The organism is Alteromonas sp. S005 (genome assembly GCF_036864475.1).
GTDB lineage: Bacteria > Pseudomonadota > Gammaproteobacteria > Enterobacterales > Alteromonadaceae > Alteromonas.
Map to the genome: position 1 here is coordinate 1 of NZ_JAZETN010000020.1, position 18,220 is coordinate 18,220.

Annotated in this window: 12 protein-coding genes and 1 pseudogene; 8 read left to right on the forward strand and 5 right to left on the reverse strand. The window is 44.4% G+C overall.

Annotated features, from left to right (window positions below):
- Nucleotides 1-562 precede the first annotated feature (562 nt).
- A pseudogene (locus V7R55_RS17555) lies at nucleotides 563-1,657 on the reverse strand (polysaccharide lyase family 7 protein); the annotation flags it as partial.
- 655 nt (nucleotides 1,658-2,312) lie between these two features.
- On the opposite strand from V7R55_RS17555, the gene V7R55_RS17560 reads away from it, so the two are divergent.
- Nucleotides 2,313-2,690, forward strand: a complete 378-nt coding sequence (locus V7R55_RS17560) for a hypothetical protein (RefSeq protein ID WP_334060541.1) — start codon at nucleotides 2,313-2,315, stop codon at nucleotides 2,688-2,690.
- 130 nt (nucleotides 2,691-2,820) lie between these two features.
- Here V7R55_RS17560 and pyk read toward each other — a convergent pair whose 3' ends face one another.
- Together pyk and V7R55_RS17570 are read right to left on the reverse strand one after the other, a co-directional pair.
- Nucleotides 2,821-4,257, reverse strand: a complete 1,437-nt coding sequence (gene pyk / locus V7R55_RS17565; RefSeq protein ID WP_334060542.1) for a pyruvate kinase — start codon at nucleotides 4,255-4,257, stop codon at nucleotides 2,821-2,823.
- A 238-nt stretch (nucleotides 4,258-4,495) separates the two neighbouring features.
- Nucleotides 4,496-5,347 (reverse strand): MurR/RpiR family transcriptional regulator, encoded by an 852-nt coding sequence (locus tag V7R55_RS17570; protein ID WP_015067467.1) that lies wholly within the window; start codon nucleotides 5,345-5,347, stop codon nucleotides 4,496-4,498.
- Between the two features lie 284 nt (nucleotides 5,348-5,631).
- On the opposite strand from V7R55_RS17570, the gene zwf reads away from it, so the two are divergent.
- The 5 genes from zwf to V7R55_RS17595 are packed head-to-tail and all read left to right on the forward strand — an operon-like array spanning nucleotide 5,632 to nucleotide 11,256.
- A complete protein-coding gene (gene zwf / locus V7R55_RS17575; protein ID WP_334060543.1) occupies nucleotides 5,632-7,125 on the forward strand; it encodes a glucose-6-phosphate dehydrogenase in 1,494 nt (497 codons plus the stop codon).
- Between the two features lies 1 nt (nucleotide 7,126).
- The gene (gene pgl, locus V7R55_RS17580; protein WP_334060544.1) at nucleotides 7,127-7,819 is read left to right on the forward strand and encodes a 6-phosphogluconolactonase; all 693 of its coding nucleotides are present in this window, start codon (nucleotides 7,127-7,129) and stop codon (nucleotides 7,817-7,819) included.
- Between the two features lie 9 nt (nucleotides 7,820-7,828).
- Complete coding sequence (gene edd / locus V7R55_RS17585; protein WP_334060545.1) at nucleotides 7,829-9,655, forward strand: phosphogluconate dehydratase; 1,827 nt, start codon at nucleotides 7,829-7,831, stop codon at nucleotides 9,653-9,655.
- Nucleotides 9,655-10,608, forward strand: a complete 954-nt coding sequence (gene glk / locus V7R55_RS17590) for a glucokinase (RefSeq protein WP_334060546.1) — start codon at nucleotides 9,655-9,657, stop codon at nucleotides 10,606-10,608. The genes edd and glk overlap by 1 nt, the downstream gene beginning before the upstream one ends.
- A gap of 3 nt (nucleotides 10,609-10,611) precedes the next feature.
- Nucleotides 10,612-11,256: a bifunctional 4-hydroxy-2-oxoglutarate aldolase/2-dehydro-3-deoxy-phosphogluconate aldolase gene (locus V7R55_RS17595; protein ID WP_334060547.1), complete on the forward strand. Its 645-nt coding sequence runs from the start codon at nucleotides 10,612-10,614 to the stop codon at nucleotides 11,254-11,256.
- A gap of 144 nt (nucleotides 11,257-11,400) precedes the next feature.
- Here the strand turns inward: V7R55_RS17595 and V7R55_RS17600 are convergent, their stop codons facing one another.
- Nucleotides 11,401-12,252, reverse strand: a complete 852-nt coding sequence (locus tag V7R55_RS17600; RefSeq protein ID WP_334060548.1) for a D-hexose-6-phosphate mutarotase — start codon at nucleotides 12,250-12,252, stop codon at nucleotides 11,401-11,403.
- A gap of 181 nt (nucleotides 12,253-12,433) precedes the next feature.
- The gene (gene gap / locus V7R55_RS17605; RefSeq protein ID WP_334060549.1) at nucleotides 12,434-13,429 is read right to left on the reverse strand and encodes a type I glyceraldehyde-3-phosphate dehydrogenase; all 996 of its coding nucleotides are present in this window, start codon (nucleotides 13,427-13,429) and stop codon (nucleotides 12,434-12,436) included.
- A gap of 236 nt (nucleotides 13,430-13,665) precedes the next feature.
- Between gap and malQ the strand changes: the two genes are divergently transcribed.
- Both malQ and glgB read left to right on the forward strand, forming a co-directional pair.
- Nucleotides 13,666-15,864: a 4-alpha-glucanotransferase gene (gene malQ / locus V7R55_RS17610; RefSeq protein WP_334060550.1), complete on the forward strand. Its 2,199-nt coding sequence runs from the start codon at nucleotides 13,666-13,668 to the stop codon at nucleotides 15,862-15,864.
- A gap of 157 nt (nucleotides 15,865-16,021) precedes the next feature.
- Nucleotides 16,022-18,205, forward strand: a complete 2,184-nt coding sequence (glgB, locus tag V7R55_RS17615; protein WP_334060551.1) for a 1,4-alpha-glucan branching protein GlgB — start codon at nucleotides 16,022-16,024, stop codon at nucleotides 18,203-18,205.
- The last annotated feature ends 15 nt before the right edge of the window (nucleotides 18,206-18,220 follow it).

Here is an 18,220-nt window from a genome sequence, read left to right on the forward strand (position 1 = left end):
TTTTCTTGCTTAAAGTAAATGCGGTAGAATGGTTAGCATATCTACATAACTAATGTTTCCACTCATGATCTAATAAGACAACTTCATCGTTTTCAGATTTAATTTCTTTACGGGACTCAGTGCCATTTTCTGCAACAAGATAAAATTCATAAATCGTGATATCAGTTCCGTATTGCTTGCTTTCAATGATACGCCTAACTTGATCTGAGTTTTCCTGCTTCTTGATAAGCATTTTTACACCGGAAGGTAAATCTTCCATAGTCATATCCCGCTGCACTTCAACAATTTTCCACTGCTCGCCATCTTGCAGCATATCAAATTCTATTTCATTTCCCTTTTCGTCTTTACCTTCTACATCAAGATATACATGATCGTATTTGTATTTTTTCTCAACTTCTTGTAATGCAAAGTTAGGAGCAATACTCTTTATTGCCGTTAACGCGGAAGTAGGAACAGCATCGATGGATATCGCTTCTTTTTTGTTTAGCGTTGCGCCTATCTTGCCATTGTCACTGTTCACCGCAGGTCTTTGTGTGACGAGGTTAGCTTTGAAGGTTTCAGTAGGTTCGCTACTTTTCCCTACCGTTAATTTGGAAAACGCGACTTGTACATAGTCACCATTTTTCTTATCTTCTTCCCAGTTTCCTGTACCCATACATGCGGCGTACCAAAAGCCGTCATCATCTTTAGTACTGCATTGGTTGTAGGCGCCTGCTTTAAAATAATTCCAATCAAGCGTATAGCCGTAAGGATGATCGTGCTGGTCCAACTCATCATAGGCATTGAGTCCGTTGGCAAGATTGATTGCATAATTCACGGTTTTGTGTTTGTCTGATTTGAAGCTTAGGTACATCACATCACCGTGAACGTTCACTTCATAACTAAAGCTCTCGTTTAGTTTAATACCCTCGCTACCCGGGTTTTCTGGGTCGGTCCATAAATTTCCCCAAACTGGATAAGCAATATCAGTACGGTTTTTATCATTCTTGGGCAAGTTACGCTCGTAAGTCCAGAATACAGACCCTGTTTCATGCTGTGGCCACTTTTTATAATAAATCTTGAGTGGTTCATTCCCCCAACCAAACCCTTTGACCTTTTTCTTCCATTTACTGGCGTGTATTTGACCCACTACCACAGAAAAAGCCGGCGCTTTGTCGGGATATTTTGCTCTGGTAGCAACGTGCTGCACTTTAAGCGTGGCGTTTAATTTTCCGCCTACTTGCGCAAAGCGATCTGAAATAGGGTTGCTCGCGACAGTAAAGTTATTCTTGGGGGAGTGAGTTTTTATACGAGTGTTAGAACCGCGAAGCATGTGTCGAAGTTCGCTACGGGTATTAGATGAATTTTGAGTGGTTAGCGCTTTATTGGGCGCAGCAAATACCATATCGCCTTCATCGTCAACATAGAAAAAGTCTTGGTGCTCAAAGCTCTGAATATCTTTTACGGATATTTCGTCAACTTTCCCATTATTGTCTTTATCTGTAGGGATTGTAATTTTCCATTCGCTTAAATCAAACTTTTCTGCTGGAAGTGTCTCAGCATTTGCAAGACCACAAGCGAAAATAAATGGCAGAGTCGCGAAGGTGGGTTTTGCCCAATCGATTATAGAAACGTTAAACGTGGAAAAGGTGGTAGGCCTCGTTTTTGTTTTAGACATTTAAACCTCTAGGTAGACAATCGCTTACCAATATAAGTAATGCTTAGGTTAATGCTATTGGTAAGTCCGATTTTCAATTGGTAACTTTTAATGTAATGCCAATTTATCATTCTTGTAAACCAATTGCAAAATGTTATCAAGTCGTTAATTTACATAGGTATAGAGGCTTCAATGATTATGTGAATCTTCTTCCTTATAAAAAAATGATTGTTTTTTATACTAGCGTCAGTGTTGGCTTTAGCTTGCTGTGCAAGAAACAACCTTTTTGGTAATACCAAATATTCGAAGGGCAATATATTCTCAAACCCTAAACTTATCGAGTCACGCGAAGCTGAGTAATGCAGCAGGTTTCAATTCTTGGGTGACAAGGAACACAGTGAAAATTTTCTTTTAGAGTGTGTAGAAAATTCCAACCATGCGCTCTGATGTAGTACGTTTCATTTATATCCTTCTGATTTTAAAAGTAAAAAGTTGTTGGTATAGAAACTGCTTCCATTAACAGTAAATACAGGTTTTTTCAGCGAGCTTTTAGCTGTTAGGTCAACGCCGGGGGCGTCAATGTGGCCCAAATAACCAACAGCCGATGAAATCTTTTTTCAAGATTTATTTCGTTATCAGAATTATGAGCAGTTCTACAATGCTCAAGGAGTGAGACATGAACGTTTTAAAGTGGGTTTTTTCAGGAATTGTTGTATCAGTAATAATTGTTCTAGTGGGTATGTTCGGGCAGGGTAAGCTTTCAGTTAGCCAAGCAACGGCCGATGACGCAGAACGTATTGTGCACGCCGATATTGTTAAGGTTGAACAGACCTTATCACTTGTAGAGTTTGATTTATCCAAAAAGGCGCATTTGCTTAGAAAAACACGCTTAGATTTCTATGTTAAGCAGGCAAAACAAGCCGATTTAAGAGGTTGGAAGTTTAAACGTGACGAGTTCGTTGAACGGGCTGAAAACATCATAAGCCACCATCTTACGCAATATGCGAACGATATTGCTCAAGAGACAGAGACCTACACTGCACAGGCAATCTAGTCTAAACAGTATTAACGAAAACGCCCCTTACATCATAAAGGTGTAAGGGGCGTTTTTGGTTTCCAAACCCATTCAAATTTCGGGCAAAAAAAAGCGAAGCTTAAGCTTCGCTTTCATTATTCGTTTTAGGCTATTCAACTTCTACAATTTTCAAAGTGTTAGTTGCGCCTACCTTTTCCATTTCATCGCCATAGGTGAGGATGATGCTGTCACCGCTTTTCACTAGACCTTTGTCTTTTAGTGAAGCAATAACATCGTACTTTAATTTGCCCGGTTCGCTGTCAGACGAGTCAAAGTAAACGGGCTTCACACCACGACACAATGCCATTGTATTAAGCGTAGACTCGTGACGAGACATAGCAATTATTGGAAGTGATGTAGTAATACGAGACATCAATGTTGGCGTAGTACCACTCTCTGTTAAGCCGACAATCGCTTTAACGCTTGGCAGGTGATTCGCTGCATACACAGCAGAGAGTGCAATTGACTCGCTCGTTGATGAAAACTTCTGATCCATGCGGTGCTTAGAAATTTTGACGCTTGGATGGGTTTCAGCACCTTCACAAACACGGGCCATGGCTGCAACTGTCTCGATAGGGAAGTTACCCGCAGCGGTTTCAGCTGAAAGCATAACTGCATCGGTTCCATCAAGTACAGCGTTCGCCACGTCCATAACTTCAGCACGTGTCGGCATAGGGCTATCAATCATCGACTCCATCATTTGAGTCGCAGTAATAACAACCTTGTTTAATTGGCGAGAACGAGCGATAAGCTTTTTCTGAACGCCAACAAGTTCGGCGTCTCCAATTTCTACACCTAAATCACCGCGAGCTACCATTACAGCATCAGAGGCTACGATAATATCGTCCATGGCTTCGTCAGAAGCTACGGTTTCAGCACGTTCAACCTTTGCGCAAATTTTTGCGTAACAGCCAGCTGCTTCGGCAAGTTCTCGTGCATAGTTTAGATCTGCACCGCTTCGTGGAAATGACACTGCAAGGTAATCAACGCCGATTTTTGCCGCAGTTTTAATGTCTTCTTTATCTTTGTCAGTAAGCGCATCTGCCGAAAGACCACCGCCTTGACGGTTAATGCCTTTGTTGTTTGAAAGTTTACCACCAACGGTTACTTCAGTAACCACTTTACGCCCTTCAACACCCGTCACGCGAAGCTGAATGCGACCGTCGTCAAGAAGAAGAATATCCCCAGCAGATACGTCGTCAGGAAGCGCTTTGTAATCAATGCCTACCTGATCGATATCGCCTTCGTCGCGACCTAGCTCAGCGTCTAAGATAAATTTAGCGCCGACTTCTAATTGAACTGCTCCCTCAGCGAAACGGGCAACACGAATTTTAGGGCCTTGAAGATCACCTAAAATAGCTACGTATTTACCTAAGTTCTTTGCAGCCTGACGAACGCGCTTAGCACGTTCGATGTGGTCTTCAGCCTGCCCGTGTGAAAAGTTCATTCGCACTGTATTCGCGCCCGCTGCTATTAGCGCCTGAATTTTCTCAAGTGAGTCTGTTGAAGGTCCTAGGGTGGCAAGAATTTTAGTTCTTCTGGTCATGTGATTCCGTCGCTGTTTCTAAGTTAGAAAAGACAAAGAGTGTTAGGCGCTGAATAGTATTTCAACGCCTGTAATCGCTTTACGTAATTTTATTACAGAATAATAGTTGAATTTGACAATAATGTGAATGAAATAAACAAAAACGCCTAACTGGCTCGACCAGTTAGGCGCTCTTCTGGATTCATTCGCCGATAATTGCTACGGCAACAATTCTTACTGTGATCAAAGTAGCGGTAACTTAATCGCCACGTTTTTCGTATCGTGAACCACGCAGCGTGTCTTTAACACGCTTGAGGTTTTCTCTGAACTTATTACCGCGGCGCAGTGTGAACCCGGTAGCAAGGACGTCGATAAGCGTTAGCTGTGCTATTCGAGAGGCCATAGGCATATACATGTCGGTATCTTCCGGCACTTCTAACGACAATACATAGCTGCACTCTTGAGCGAGAGGGCTATCCGCTGACGTTATGCCCACAACCGTTGCGTCATTCATCCGAGCGATTTGAGCTATCTCAACCAAACTTTTGGTACGACCAGTGTGGCTTATCAAAACCACTACATCACCGGCTGAACAATTCATGCAGCTCATGCGCTGCATAAGTATGTCTTCAAAGTAGACCACAGGCACATTGAATCGGAAAAACTTGTTGAGTGCATCGTGAGCAACAGATGCAGAGGCACCTAAACCGAAAAATGAAATTTTCTGAGCCTGGGTGAGTAGGTCAACTACGCGATTAACTACATTGACGTTGACCGACTGACGGGCAACTTCAAGCGATGCCATAGTAGATTCAAAAATCTTATTCGTATACTCGTCTGGACTGTCGTTTTCATCTACGTGACGATTAACATATGGCGTGCCGTTGGCTAAGCTTTGCGCTAAATGGAGTTTAAAGTCTGGAAATCCTTTTGTATCAAGCCTACGACAGAATCGATTAACAGTGGGCTCACTAACATCCGACATTTTAGCGAGGGTTGCTATACTCGAATGAATGGCTGTTTGTGGATTAGCTAAAATTACTTCAGCTACCTTTTTTTCAGATTTACTGAACGCCGCTTGGTTTTGTGTGATTTTTTCTAAAATGTTCATACAGATATAGCAATTACTTAGCATAAATTATTGTAAGGTACATCTGTAATAGTACCCAATGTGACGTCTGTGACAAGAAAAATGTAATTTTTTGACAAAATTTGTTGTCTCCAACAGGTGAAGTCAGGGTAAACTGAGGGAAATAGTAAAGATTTAGATCCTATAGTTGGTTCAAGTTGTAATTTTACTACATTTGGTGTTAACTATACGGTAAAAATAGTCGTTAGTGTTGTAAACAACTGTACAATACGCCGCGCACACATACATTTAAAAGGTCGACGAATATGGTATTGGATAATTCCTACGAGCCCTGTGATTTTGTACTTTTTGGTACGCTGGGAGATCTTTCACGACGCAAGTTATTGCCTTCTTTATATCAGTTAGAAAAAGCTAACTTGATGCACCCTGAAACTACTATTGTTGGTGTGGCGCGTCAGGAAATGGAACTAGACACTTATATAGAAGAAGTTCACGCTAATCTTGTTAAGTTTGGTGAAAAGGACTTATGTGAAGCTACATGGGAAAAAATGAAAGCGCGTTTGCATTACGCGTGCGTAGACATGAAAGATGTCGAAAGCTATTGCGTATTAGACGACCACGTTGACCCAACTCGTACTATGGTGTGCTACTTAGCTACACCACCTGCTATCTATGGCGACATTTGTCGTGGCTTACATAGCTGCAAAATTATCGATTCAAGCGTTCGCGTAGTGCTTGAAAAGCCAATCGGTCATGATTTGGAATCGTCAAAAGTTATCAACGAACAAGTTGCTGAATACTTCGACGAAAAACAAATATATCGTATTGACCATTACCTAGGTAAAGAGACCGTTCTTAACTTAGTGTCGCTTCGTTTTGCCAACTCTATTTTTGCTACAAACTGGGATCACAACTGTATTGACCACGTTCAAATTTCAGTTGCTGAGTCAGTAGGTATTGAAGGGCGTTGGGGTTATTTTGACGACGCGGGACAAATGCGTGACATGGTGCAAAACCACCTGCTACAAATTCTAAGCTTGGTCGCGATGGAACCACCAACAACCCTAGATGCCGATAGTATTCGTGATGAAAAGCTTAAAGTGCTAAAAGCGCTTCGCCCTATCAACTCGTTTAATATTAACGAAAGCACGGTACGCGGTCAGTACACGTCTGGTTTTGTTAAAGGTGAAGAAGTGCCTGGGTACCTTGAAGAAGAAGGTGCGAATACGCAGAGTAAAACTGAGACCTTTATCGCTATTAAAGCGGAAATTGATAACTGGCGTTGGGCTGGCGTGCCATTCTACCTACGCACAGGTAAACGCATGCCAACTAAAGTGAGTGAAGTTGTTATTTACTTCAAGCGCCAACCGCACAACCTATTCGGTGATAGCTTTAAAAATCTTCCACCGAACAAATTGGTTATTCGTCTACAGCCCGACGAAGGCGTAGAAATCACCGTAATGAACAAAGTACCAGGTTTAACTAGCTCAGGTTCAATGGACCTACAAAAATCTAAGCTTAACTTAAGCTTCTCGGAAGCGTTTGCTGACGAGCGTATACCTGATGCTTACGAAAAACTACTGCTTGAGGTAATGCTTGGAAACCAGGCGCTATTTGTTCGTCGAGACGAAATTGAACAAGCTTGGACTTGGGTAGATTCAATTCTCGAAGCGTGGAAGCAATCAAGCGAGCCACCTGAGCCGTATCAAGCAGGTACGTGGGGGCCGGTAGACTCTATCGGTCTTCTAGCCCGCGAAAATCGCAGTTGGTACGAAAGCAAAACAGGGAAGAAAAAGTAATATGGCGTTAACGACTCTATCATTTGAAACACCTGACGCGCTTACCGATGCATTTGCACAAGATTTGGTAAGCATTCTTAAAACAGGTATCAAGACCCGTGGCCGCGCATCTCTTGTAGTTAGTGGTGGGCGTACACCGCTAGCGCTTTTCAAGCAGTTAAGCGAGACCGACCTTGAGTGGGATAAGGTTGATATTACCCTTGCTGACGAGCGCTGGGTTGAAGAGAGCCATGAGGCGAGTAATACCAGCCTAGTTAAAAATAATCTAATTCAAAATAAAGCCGCAGCAGCTCGTTTTATCGAACTTAAAAGCGATGTTGACGATGCAAACGAAGGGGTAAATGCAGCCGAGTCTAATTTGGCTAGCATGTCACAGCCTTTTGACGCATTGATTCTTGGCATGGGGGAAGACGGGCACACTGCATCGCTTTTCCCTTGTTCTGAGCAAGTACTTGACGGCTTAGATATGAGCAGCGGCAGAACCTGCATTGCTGTTCAACCTACAACAGCACCTCATCAACGTATTTCATTAACGCTACCTGCGTTACTCAATAGCCGAAATATCTTTTTACACCTAACGGGTGAAAAGAAAAAGCAAGTGCTCTTAGACGCTATTGAAAATGCTACCGAAGCGCAAAAGCCCATCACTGCCGTTGTGAATAGAGCACCGGTCACTCTGATGTGGGCGCCATAGGAGACACCAATGAATCCAAAAATTGCTGAAGTTACGCAAAGAATTATCGAGCGTAGTAAAGAAACGCGTAAAGCGTATTTAGAAAAGGTTGAAGCTGCACGTCGTCAAGGGCCACACCGTGGTGTTTTGTCGTGCGGTAACTTGGCTCACGGCTTTGCCGCATGTGGTACAAGTGAAAAGGCTGACCTTCGTTCCATGACGAAAGCCAACGTTGCTATCGTGTCAGCATACAACGATATGCTTTCTGCTCACCAGCCTTATGAAACTTACCCAGCGCTAATCCGCGAAGCGGTAAAAGAAGTGGGAAGTGTAGCGCAGTTTGCTGGTGGTGTACCTGCAATGTGTGATGGTGTGACGCAAGGCCAGTCTGGTATGGACTTAAGCCTGATGAGCCGTGACAACATCGCTCAGGGCGCAGCTATTGCTCTGTCACATAACATGTTTGATAGCACCCTGATGCTGGGTATTTGCGATAAAATCGTACCTGGACTTCTGATGGGCGCCCTTACGTTTGGTCACTTGCCAACGGTATTCGTTCCAGCCGGTCCGATGCCATCAGGCTTACCAAACAAAGAAAAAGCCCGTGTACGCCAAGAATTTGCTGAAGGCAAAGTTGGTCGCGACGCATTGCTTGAAGCCGAATCTCAGTCTTATCACTCTGCTGGTACTTGTACTTTCTACGGTACAGCTAATTCAAATCAGCTTGTGGTTGAAATGATGGGCTTACACTTGCCGGGCTCTTCGTTTGTTAACCCTGGTACGCCACTGCGTGATGCGCTCACAAAAGCCGCTGCGATTCAAGCAACTCGCCTCACTGACCTTGGCGACAACTACACGCCAATTGCTCACATTGTAGATGCTAAAGCCATAGTGAACGGTCTTGTAGGTCTGCTTGCAACGGGTGGTTCGACCAACCATACGATGCACCTTATCGCCGTTGCGCGCGCTGCCGGTTACATCGTAAATTGGGATGACTTTTCAGACATTTCTAATGCTGTACCTCTACTTACTCGCATTTATCCTAATGGCTCAGCCGACATTAACCACTTTGTTGCCGCAGGCGGTATGTCGCTGCTTATCAAGCAGCTGCTTGACGCGGGTCTGCTTCACAACGATGTGAAAACAATCGTTGGTGACGGTCTAGAACTATACACCAAAGAACCAGTGTTAAAAGACGGCCAGCTAGAGTGGCGTGATGGTCCAACTGAATCTCTGGATAAAGAGGTACTGGCAACCGTTGAAGCGCCATTTAAACCTGACGGTGGTTTGAGCGTGCTTGACGGTAACTTAGGCCGCGGCGTAATCAAAACGTCTGCCCTTCGTACGCCGCACTGCACTATCAAAGCGCCAGCGGTGGTGTTTGAAGATCAGTTTGAACTGGATGACGCGTTCAAATCTGGCAAGCTAGATAAAGACTGTATTGTTGTTGTTCGCTTCCAAGGTCCATCGGCCATTGGTATGCCAGAGCTTCACCGCTTAACGCCGCCACTAGGGGTGCTCCAAGACCGAGGTTTTAAAGTAGCGCTTGTCACTGACGGCCGTATGTCGGGTGCATCAGGTAAAGTTCCTGCTGCTATCCACGTGACACCAGAAGCCTATAAGGGCGGTCTACTTGCTAAAGTGCAAGAAGGCGACATTGTTGAACTTAATACCGAAACTGGTGCGCTTACCTTGCATGTTGATGAAGCAACACTTGCCGCTCGTGAACCTGCGCCAGCAAACTTGGCAAAGCATCATGTTGGTATGGGGCGTGAAATGTTCGCGGGTATGCGTGCCATACTTACTGGTGCAGAAGAAGGGGCGTGTTCGCTGTTTTACACGCAGGAGCAAGCATAATGAGCCAGAAGTTTGTGGCTGATGTCGGTGGTACCAATATTCGTGTTGCGAGAGTAACCGAGTCAGGCGTTACTGACATCAAAAAATACATTTGTAATGACTTTGCTAGCATCGATCTAGCGATTACTCAGTATTTTGCGGATATGCCAGAGCACAACTTTACCCAAGGTTGCATTGCAATTGCTTGCCCAGTTCTTGGTGACCAGGTTGTAATGACCAATCACAGCTGGGCGTTTTCTCAAAACGCTTTGCAGGCTCAGCTTAAACTAGACGCATTGTTCGTTATCAACGACTTTACTGCTGTAGCACATTCATTGCCTGTGTTAGGTAAAGACCAAGTAGTCCAAATCGGTGAAGGTACGGCCAAAGAAAACGGCAATATTGCGGTGTTTGGCCCAGGCACAGGCCTTGGTGTTGAACATATCACAATGACCTCAACAGGTTGGCAAACATTAGACGGTGAGGGTGGTCATGTAGACTTCGCTCCCGTTGATGAAACAGATGTTGTGGTTTGGCGTCATTTGCAAACGACATTAGGGCGTGCTTCTGCTGAAGAAGTCATGTCTGGACGTGGCTTGCACAATATCTACACTGCGCTAGCGAAAGAAGCATCTGCCCCTGTAGCTTTTACTGAGCCTGCACAAATTACTGAAGCGGCGTTAAACAGAACTTGTGAGTTGGCCGAAGCAACATTGACTCAGTTCTGTCGAATTATGGGTAGCTTTGCAGGTAATCTTGCGCTGAACATGGCCACTACTGGCGGTATCTTTATTGGTGGCGGTATTGCAAACCGTTTCCCTGAGTTTATTCAAAACAGCGATTTCAGAGCTCGTTTTGAAGCGAAAGGGCAAATGAAGCATTACGTAAAAGACATTCCCACCTATCTCATTGCAGAGCCTGATCACGGTTTATTAGGTGCGGCTGCATATCTGAATCAAAATACAGCGAGCTAAATTATGACATCGAAATGGAAAACCTCACCAGAGGAAATTTTTGCGGCCGGCCCAGTTGTACCTGTATTGGTTATCAACGACGTAGAAAAAGCGGTACCTCTGGCAAAAGCGCTAATGGAAGGTGGAATTAAAGTTTTAGAAGTAACTTTACGTACACCTGCAGCAATTGACGTAATTAAGCGAATTGCTGACGAAGTACCAGACTCGTTAATTGGTGCGGGAACAGTAACCAACGCACAACAACTAAAAGCAGTTGTAGAAGCGGGCGCTAAGTTTGCTATCAGCCCAGGCATGACGGCAGACCTACTAAAAGCGGGTATGGATTCCGATATTCCACTTATTCCAGGTATTTCGTCAACGTCTGACCTAATGAAGGGTAAAGATGCGGGTTACACCCACATGAAATTCTTCCCTGCAGAAGCGTCAGGTGGCGTTAAGGCTATTAAATCTATCAGCGGTCCTTTCCCTGATGTAACTTTCTGCCCAACAGGCGGTATTGGTCCAAATAACTACAATGACTATCTAGCACTAAAGAATGTTAAGTGCGTAGGTGGTTCTTGGTTAGCACCGGATGACGCTATTGAATCTGGCGACTGGGCGCGCATTACACAATTGGCTAAAGAAGCCGTTGCAGGCGCTAAGCAGTAATAATTGTTTAACGCCATAGTAAAAAACCTGCCAATTGGCAGGTTTTTTTTAACACGCTGTGACTATTTGATATTGCTAGCATGTTTAACGCTTTCGAGAACCCGCTGATATGGATGCGGGTTCATCTAAGTGTGCGTTTATAGTTTATACAGGTACGATAGTTTGTCTAAGGATGTGACAATCGCCAGGCGCTAACGTTTTGCCCTGTGTTAACGACGTCTCTACACACAGCATGTGTTTGTAACCAAATGGATCCATGTCTGAAATTGACGCTGCACCTTGCCATGGGTTCCACACTACAAGTGAGTCGTTGCCCTGTGAAATAACCTCAGTATATCCGCTACCGTTTACCTCAACTACAGCTGTTTTAATTGGCGATAGATGGATGCGGTCTGTTTCACCGGTAATGGTGTAGGGAGATGGCGTAGGCTTTACCGCCCAATCGTCAAGCTTGTCTTTGTATTCGCCCTCAATTCCCTTTATCACTGTCTGCTGGATATTATCGACATGAAAATAAGTGTGCAAAGCACAGTTAAAGTCAAATGCCGCAACTCCTGTATTTTCAGTAATTAGAGATACGTCCATGGTTTCGCCTATAGCAATAACCATAGTTACAGAGCAGTCGTTCTCAAAACCTTCAGCACGAGTAAAGCTTGGTGAAAGAGTTACAGTTGTTCCGTTTTCCGTTTCTTCTGAGCTTATCAGCTTCCATACTTGGTTTCTTAAAAAGCCATGAGAGGGCAGTGCGCCTTTCTCGCGACCGTGGTCATCGCTAAACCAAGGCCAACACACTGGAATCCCCCCGCGAATTGGACGCTCGCCGTTTAAATAAGCATGTGGACTTACCCAAAGGCGTTCTTTGTTGTCACTTTTAGGGGCAAAAGACAAAATATGGCCGCCAAATAAGCTTATACGCGCAGTGGCGAAAGCGTTATCCACGTCTAAAAAGGTAAGACCATTAGACTCGCTAACGGTAACGGAGCTAACAGGTGGCATAAGTCCTCCTTGGACCGAATACAAATATTGCAAGAAAAGCGACGTGAAAGCATTTATCGCTGGAAAACCGCTTTTATATAAAACGACTAAAAACAAAAAAGGTGCAAACATAATGTTCGCACCTTTAGATTAACTCAACTTTATAACAAATAGTTTAACTATTTGTTTTAAATTTTGTTTATCACTTAGAAATATGAGCAACTAGGTCCAGAACCTTGTTTGAGTAACCCCATTCGTTGTCGTACCAAGATACAAGCTTAACGAATGTGTCAGTAAGCGCGATACCTGCAGTCGCGTCGAATACAGAAGTGCGAGCGTCGCCTAAGAAATCATTTGATACAACTGCATCTTCAGTGTAACCCATGATACCTTTCAGTTCGCCTTCTGAAGCTTCTTTCATTGCAGCACAGATTTCATCGTAGCTAGCAGCCTTTGCTAGATTAACCGTAAGATCAACAACTGAAACGTTAGGTGTAGGTACACGGAAAGCCATACCTGTTAGTTTACCGTTAAGTTCAGGAATTACTTTACCTACTGCTTTGGCAGCACCGGTTGACGATGGGATGATGTTTTGGCCCGCGCCACGGCCACCACGCCAGTCTTTCATTGAAGGACCGTCTACGGTTTTTTGCGTTGCTGTAGTAGCGTGAACGGTTGTCATTAGACCGTCTACAATACCAAACTTGTCGTTTAGCACTTTTGCAAGTGGAGCAAGACAGTTAGTAGTACAAGACGCGTTAGAAACGATAGTTTCACCAGCGTAGCTTTCTTGGTTTACGCCCATTACGAACATTGGCGTGTCGTCTTTTGATGGCGCAGACATAACGACTTTCTTCGCACCTGCTTCAATGTGCTTCGCCGCAGTTTCTTTAGTTAAGAATAGACCTGTTGATTCAACAACAACGTCAACATTTACTTCATCCCACTTAAGCGCAGCTGGGTCTCTTTCTGAAGTAATACGGATAGTTTTGCCGTTTACAACTAGACTATCGTTATCTACTGTAACTTCACCGTCGAAAAGACCGTGTGTAGAGTCGTATTTCAAAAGATAAGCAATGTAGTCTGTGTCTAGCAAGTCGTTAATAGCCACAACTTCAATGTCGTTGCGTTCTGCAGCTGCACGCATTACTAGGCGACCAATACGGCCAAAACCATTGATACCGATGCGAATTGTCATAACGTACCCCGATTGTTCAAATAAAATGAAAATAAATTACGTAAAGTATGGATCAAAATGCCATAATTAGCAAAATAAAAAGCTAAAGTGTTGCAAAATTACGAATAAGTGCTATTGCAATCGTATTCACATATCGCGAAGCCCTTGTTTCTAGAATAATGTTAAAAATTTGTTTGCAGACGCACTTTGCACCTTTGGCCTATGCGTCTTTCACCGAATAACAGGAACGACACACCATGACACAACAACTTCTGCAACAACTGGTTGAAATGCGGGGAATTGAAACCCAATACGTCGACGCATGGGGAAAACCAGCAACCATCGCAGAATCAAGCAAAGCGAAACTGCTAAACACGCTTGGCTATGACACCAGCAGTGATGAAAAAATTCAGTCACAAATAACGCAAGACATTAAATCGGTATGGTTGTCGCCTTTAAATCCTGTTCAGGTTGTACGAAATACCCAAGAAATTAATTTAGCTGTTCGTTTACCTATCGAGTTGGTTAACGATGACCACACGCTTACCGTAACATGTGAAAATGGTGACGTACTCACCCATCAGTTTACGCCAGTAGATCAAGAAATGACGACAATGGCGCATATCGATGATGTAGAGTTTCATGAGTACGTAGTAACACTGCCTTTGGATTTGCCACTCGGTTATCACGATGTAGCCTTAAGCGCTGATGACGATGAGTTTGCGCGTTCTCGCTTAATTGTGGCACCAGAAGCGTGCTACACGCCAAACGAAATTAAAGAAGGCAAAAAAATATGGGGCTTAAGCGTTCAACTTTACTGCGTTCGCAGCGAAAAGAACTGGGGGATTGGTGATTTTTCTGATTTAGCACTGCTTATTGAAAAAGCCGCTGGCGTTGGTGCAGACTTTATCGGACTGAATCCTATTCATGCGCTTTACCCTGCAAATCCTAACGCGTGCTCGCCTTACGGACCAAGCTCTCGTCGCTGGTTAAACTATTTATATATCGATGTAACTGCTATCGACGGCTACGACGATGCATCAGTGCAAGCGGTAGTTAACAGTGATGAGTTTAAAGCTACGCTTGAACATGCTCGTAACGTTGAGCATGTAGACTACGAAGCTGTAGCCCATGTGAAATTGGCCGCGCTTAAAGCGGTATTTGATGTTTATGATGCTCAATATCTTCGTAAAAACACCAAGCAAAACAAAGCGTTTAAAGCTTTTATAGAAGCGGGCGGTGAAAGCTTAGATATGCTAGCGGTGTACGACGCCTTGCAATCGCACCTAAAAGCTGAAGGCAAAGAGAGCTGGGGATGGCCGGTATTCCCTCAAGAATACAAAGACTATCACAACCCAGCCGTTGCCAAGTTTAAGAGTGCAAACGAACAAGACGTTAAATTTTACTTGTTCTTACAGTGGATTGCCGCCCAACAGCTTGAAGCAGCAAGTAATAAAGCAACCGATGCCGGCATGACTATTGGTCTTTATCGCGACCTTGCTGTTGGCGTGAGTGAAGGCAGTGCCGAGATTTGGGGTAACAAAGACCTGTACTGCACAGGGGCAAGTGTAGGTGCTCCACCAGATATTTTGGGCCCACTTGGCCAAAACTGGGGCCTACCGCCTATGGACCCTCGCAAGCTTTACGAACAGGCCTATCAGCCAATTATTGATTTGTTTGCTTCGAACATGGCCTCTTCTGGTTCTCTGCGTATCGACCACGTTATGGCGTTACTCCGCCTGTGGTGGGTAGTAAAAGGCGACCACGCGAAAGAGGGGGGCTATGTTTATTACCCAGTCGATGACTTGCTCGGTATCCTAGCGCTAGAAAGTCATCGTAATGAAAGTTTGGTTATTGGTGAAGACTTAGGCACCGTACCTGAAGAAATTCGAAGCAAGCTCGCCGACAATGGCGTGTACTCATACCGCGTATTTTTCTTCGAACAAGCAGAAGACGGCGGTTTCTTCTCACCTAGCCATTATCCTGTTCAATCGATGTCGACCTTGACTACTCACGATATGCCAACGCTGATTGGTTACTGGCACTGTTTAGATTTAGAGTTGGGTAAAGAAATAGGGTTATATCCAACAGAAGAAATTCTTCAAACGCTTTATGCGGATCGTCATGAAAATAAACAAGCGATTCTTAATACTTTGCACGGACACGGCTCAATTGGCGACAATGTAGGTCGCGATGTGAATCACACGGGAATGAATCGCGATTTAAATAACGGTATGCAGGTGCATATGGCAGGTGGTTCCAGTGCGCTGTTAAGCCTTCAGTTAGAAGACTGGTTAGAAATGGATAAGCCGGTGAACATCCCCGGTACATTTGATGAGTACCCAAATTGGCGTAGAAAACTAACGGAGAATATCGAGTCGATGTTTGATAGACATGATATAAATGAGTTAGCGACTAAACTTACTCACGCCAGAAAGCAAGCAAGTCAAGGTTAATTACTATTATCAAATAAAGGTAATAGTATGTTGCCTGGGTAACTTAAACGAGTAAGATAGAGTATCAGTACGGTACTAGACAGAGCTTAAATGTGGTCAACGCATTTAAGCTCACAATTCAACCCGCTGCCATGCGGGTTTTTACTAGGAGTAGCGAATGCAATTAGCGCAGCAGTTTGAACAGGTATTATGTTCACAGCCGTTTTCCCATTTAGGTGTAATTACCAATAAACAAGAATCGATACTTCGCGTTTGGCACCCCAATGCCAGTGAAATAACGATTAAATGGGAGAATACAGCGCTAGCAAATCTAACCGTAACCTCCAACAATGGTCTTTTTGAAACACCTCTACCTAAAGAATATCAGGGTGAAGTTTATCGTGTTATCGCCGCAGGCTTGGACAACGATAAGGGCTATATCGATCCTTATCAATTCTCCGAGCAGGCGTATCATGCGGTACACTACATCGATAGCAAGCCTTCAAACTTGTACGAGCAAGCGGGCGCGCAACTTTTAACACTCACTTCAACACAAGGCGATGCGATAAAAGGTGTCAGGTTCTGCGTTTTCGCGCCCAATGCAAGCACGGTGTCGCTCATTGGCGATTTCAATCAGTGGGATGGCCGCACGCATCCTATGGAAAAGACCTCTATGGGATACTGGGTACTGTTTGTGCCAGAACTCGCAGAGGGAGAGCGCTACAAGTATCACATTAAAGATGCACACGGCCACGACCTTCCGCACAAGGCTGACCCACTTGGCTTTAGTGCAGAGCAGTATCCTTCTCATGCTTCGAAAATTTACAACCACAATAACTATGAGTGGAATGATAGCGCATGGATGGAAAAGCGAAAGGGGAACAAATACAACAGCCCAATGAGCATTTATGAAGTGCACCTTGGCTCTTGGAAGCGCCCGGGTATTGAAACTGATGCGCGCTACCTTACTTATAAAGCGCTGGCCGATGACTTAATAAGTTACGTCAGCGATATGGGTTACACTCACGTTGAATTGTTGCCTATTTCCGAGTTTCCTTTCGACGGTTCGTGGGGCTATCAGCCCGTGGGAATGTTCGCACCAACCAGCAGATTCGGAAACCCAGATGAATTTAAATACTTTGTTGATAAGGCTCACCAAGCAGGTATTGGCGTAATTATCGACTGGGTACCAGCGCACTTTCCTGAAGACGGCCACGGTTTAGCTAGGTTTGATGGTTCTTGTGTTTATGAATATGAAGATCCGAGAAAAGGCTGGCATCCGGATTGGAATTCTTGCATTTACGATTTCGGCAAAGACACAGTTCGTCAATTTTTAGTTGCAAACGCATTGTTTTGGCTAGACAAATTTCACGTTGACGGACTCAGGGTTGATGCAGTGGCATCCATGCTTTATCTCGACTATTCACGCAATGACGGAGAGTGGATCCCGAATGTGGATGGTGGCAACGAAAACTACGAAGCCATCAGCTTACTGAAATGGATGAATGAAGAAGTGTACAAGCACTTCCCTGACGCCATGACCATTGCCGAAGAATCAACGTCGTTTCCCAAGGTGTCTCGTCCAGTATTTGATGGTGGTTTGGGCTTTGGCTTTAAGTGGAACATGGGGTGGATGCACGACTCATTACACTACATCGCTAAAGACCCCGCCTATCGCAACTATCACCATGGCGATATTACCTTTAGCATGGTTTACGCGTTTGACGAAAACTTTGTGCTGCCTATCTCGCACGATGAAGTGGTACACGGCAAAGGCAGTATGCTGCACAAAATGCCTGGCGATGAATGGCAGCAAGCCGCTAACCTGCGTTGTTACGCAGGCTTTATGTATGGTCACCCCGGTAAGAAACTTAACTTTATGGGGAACGAGCTTGCGCAGGCACGTGAATGGAACCATGACAGTAGTTTAGACTGGTACTTGCTCGATTACGAAAAACACAAAGGCATTCAATCGCTTTATAAGGCGCTCAACCACCTCTATACGTCTACGCCAGCGCTTTACGAGCAAGACCACGAACCTGGAGGATTTGCTTGGTTGGACCACAATAATGCAGACCAGAGCGTAGTTTCATTTGTTCGTATGTCAAAAAATGCGAAGCAAAAAGTATATGTGGTATCTAATTTTACGCCTGTGCCGCGTCAGAACTTCAGAATAGGCGTAGATGATGCATGCACGCTAACGCTGGCACTAAACACTGATGATGGTGCATATTGGGGGAGTGACTACGACGTTGCTTCTACTGTAAATACGCAAACCATACCTTGGAACGAGCGTAGTCACTCTGCAGAAATCACGTTACCGCCGCTAGCCACGGTATTTTATGTTGCCAATGTGGATTAATCCGACTAGGGCGGC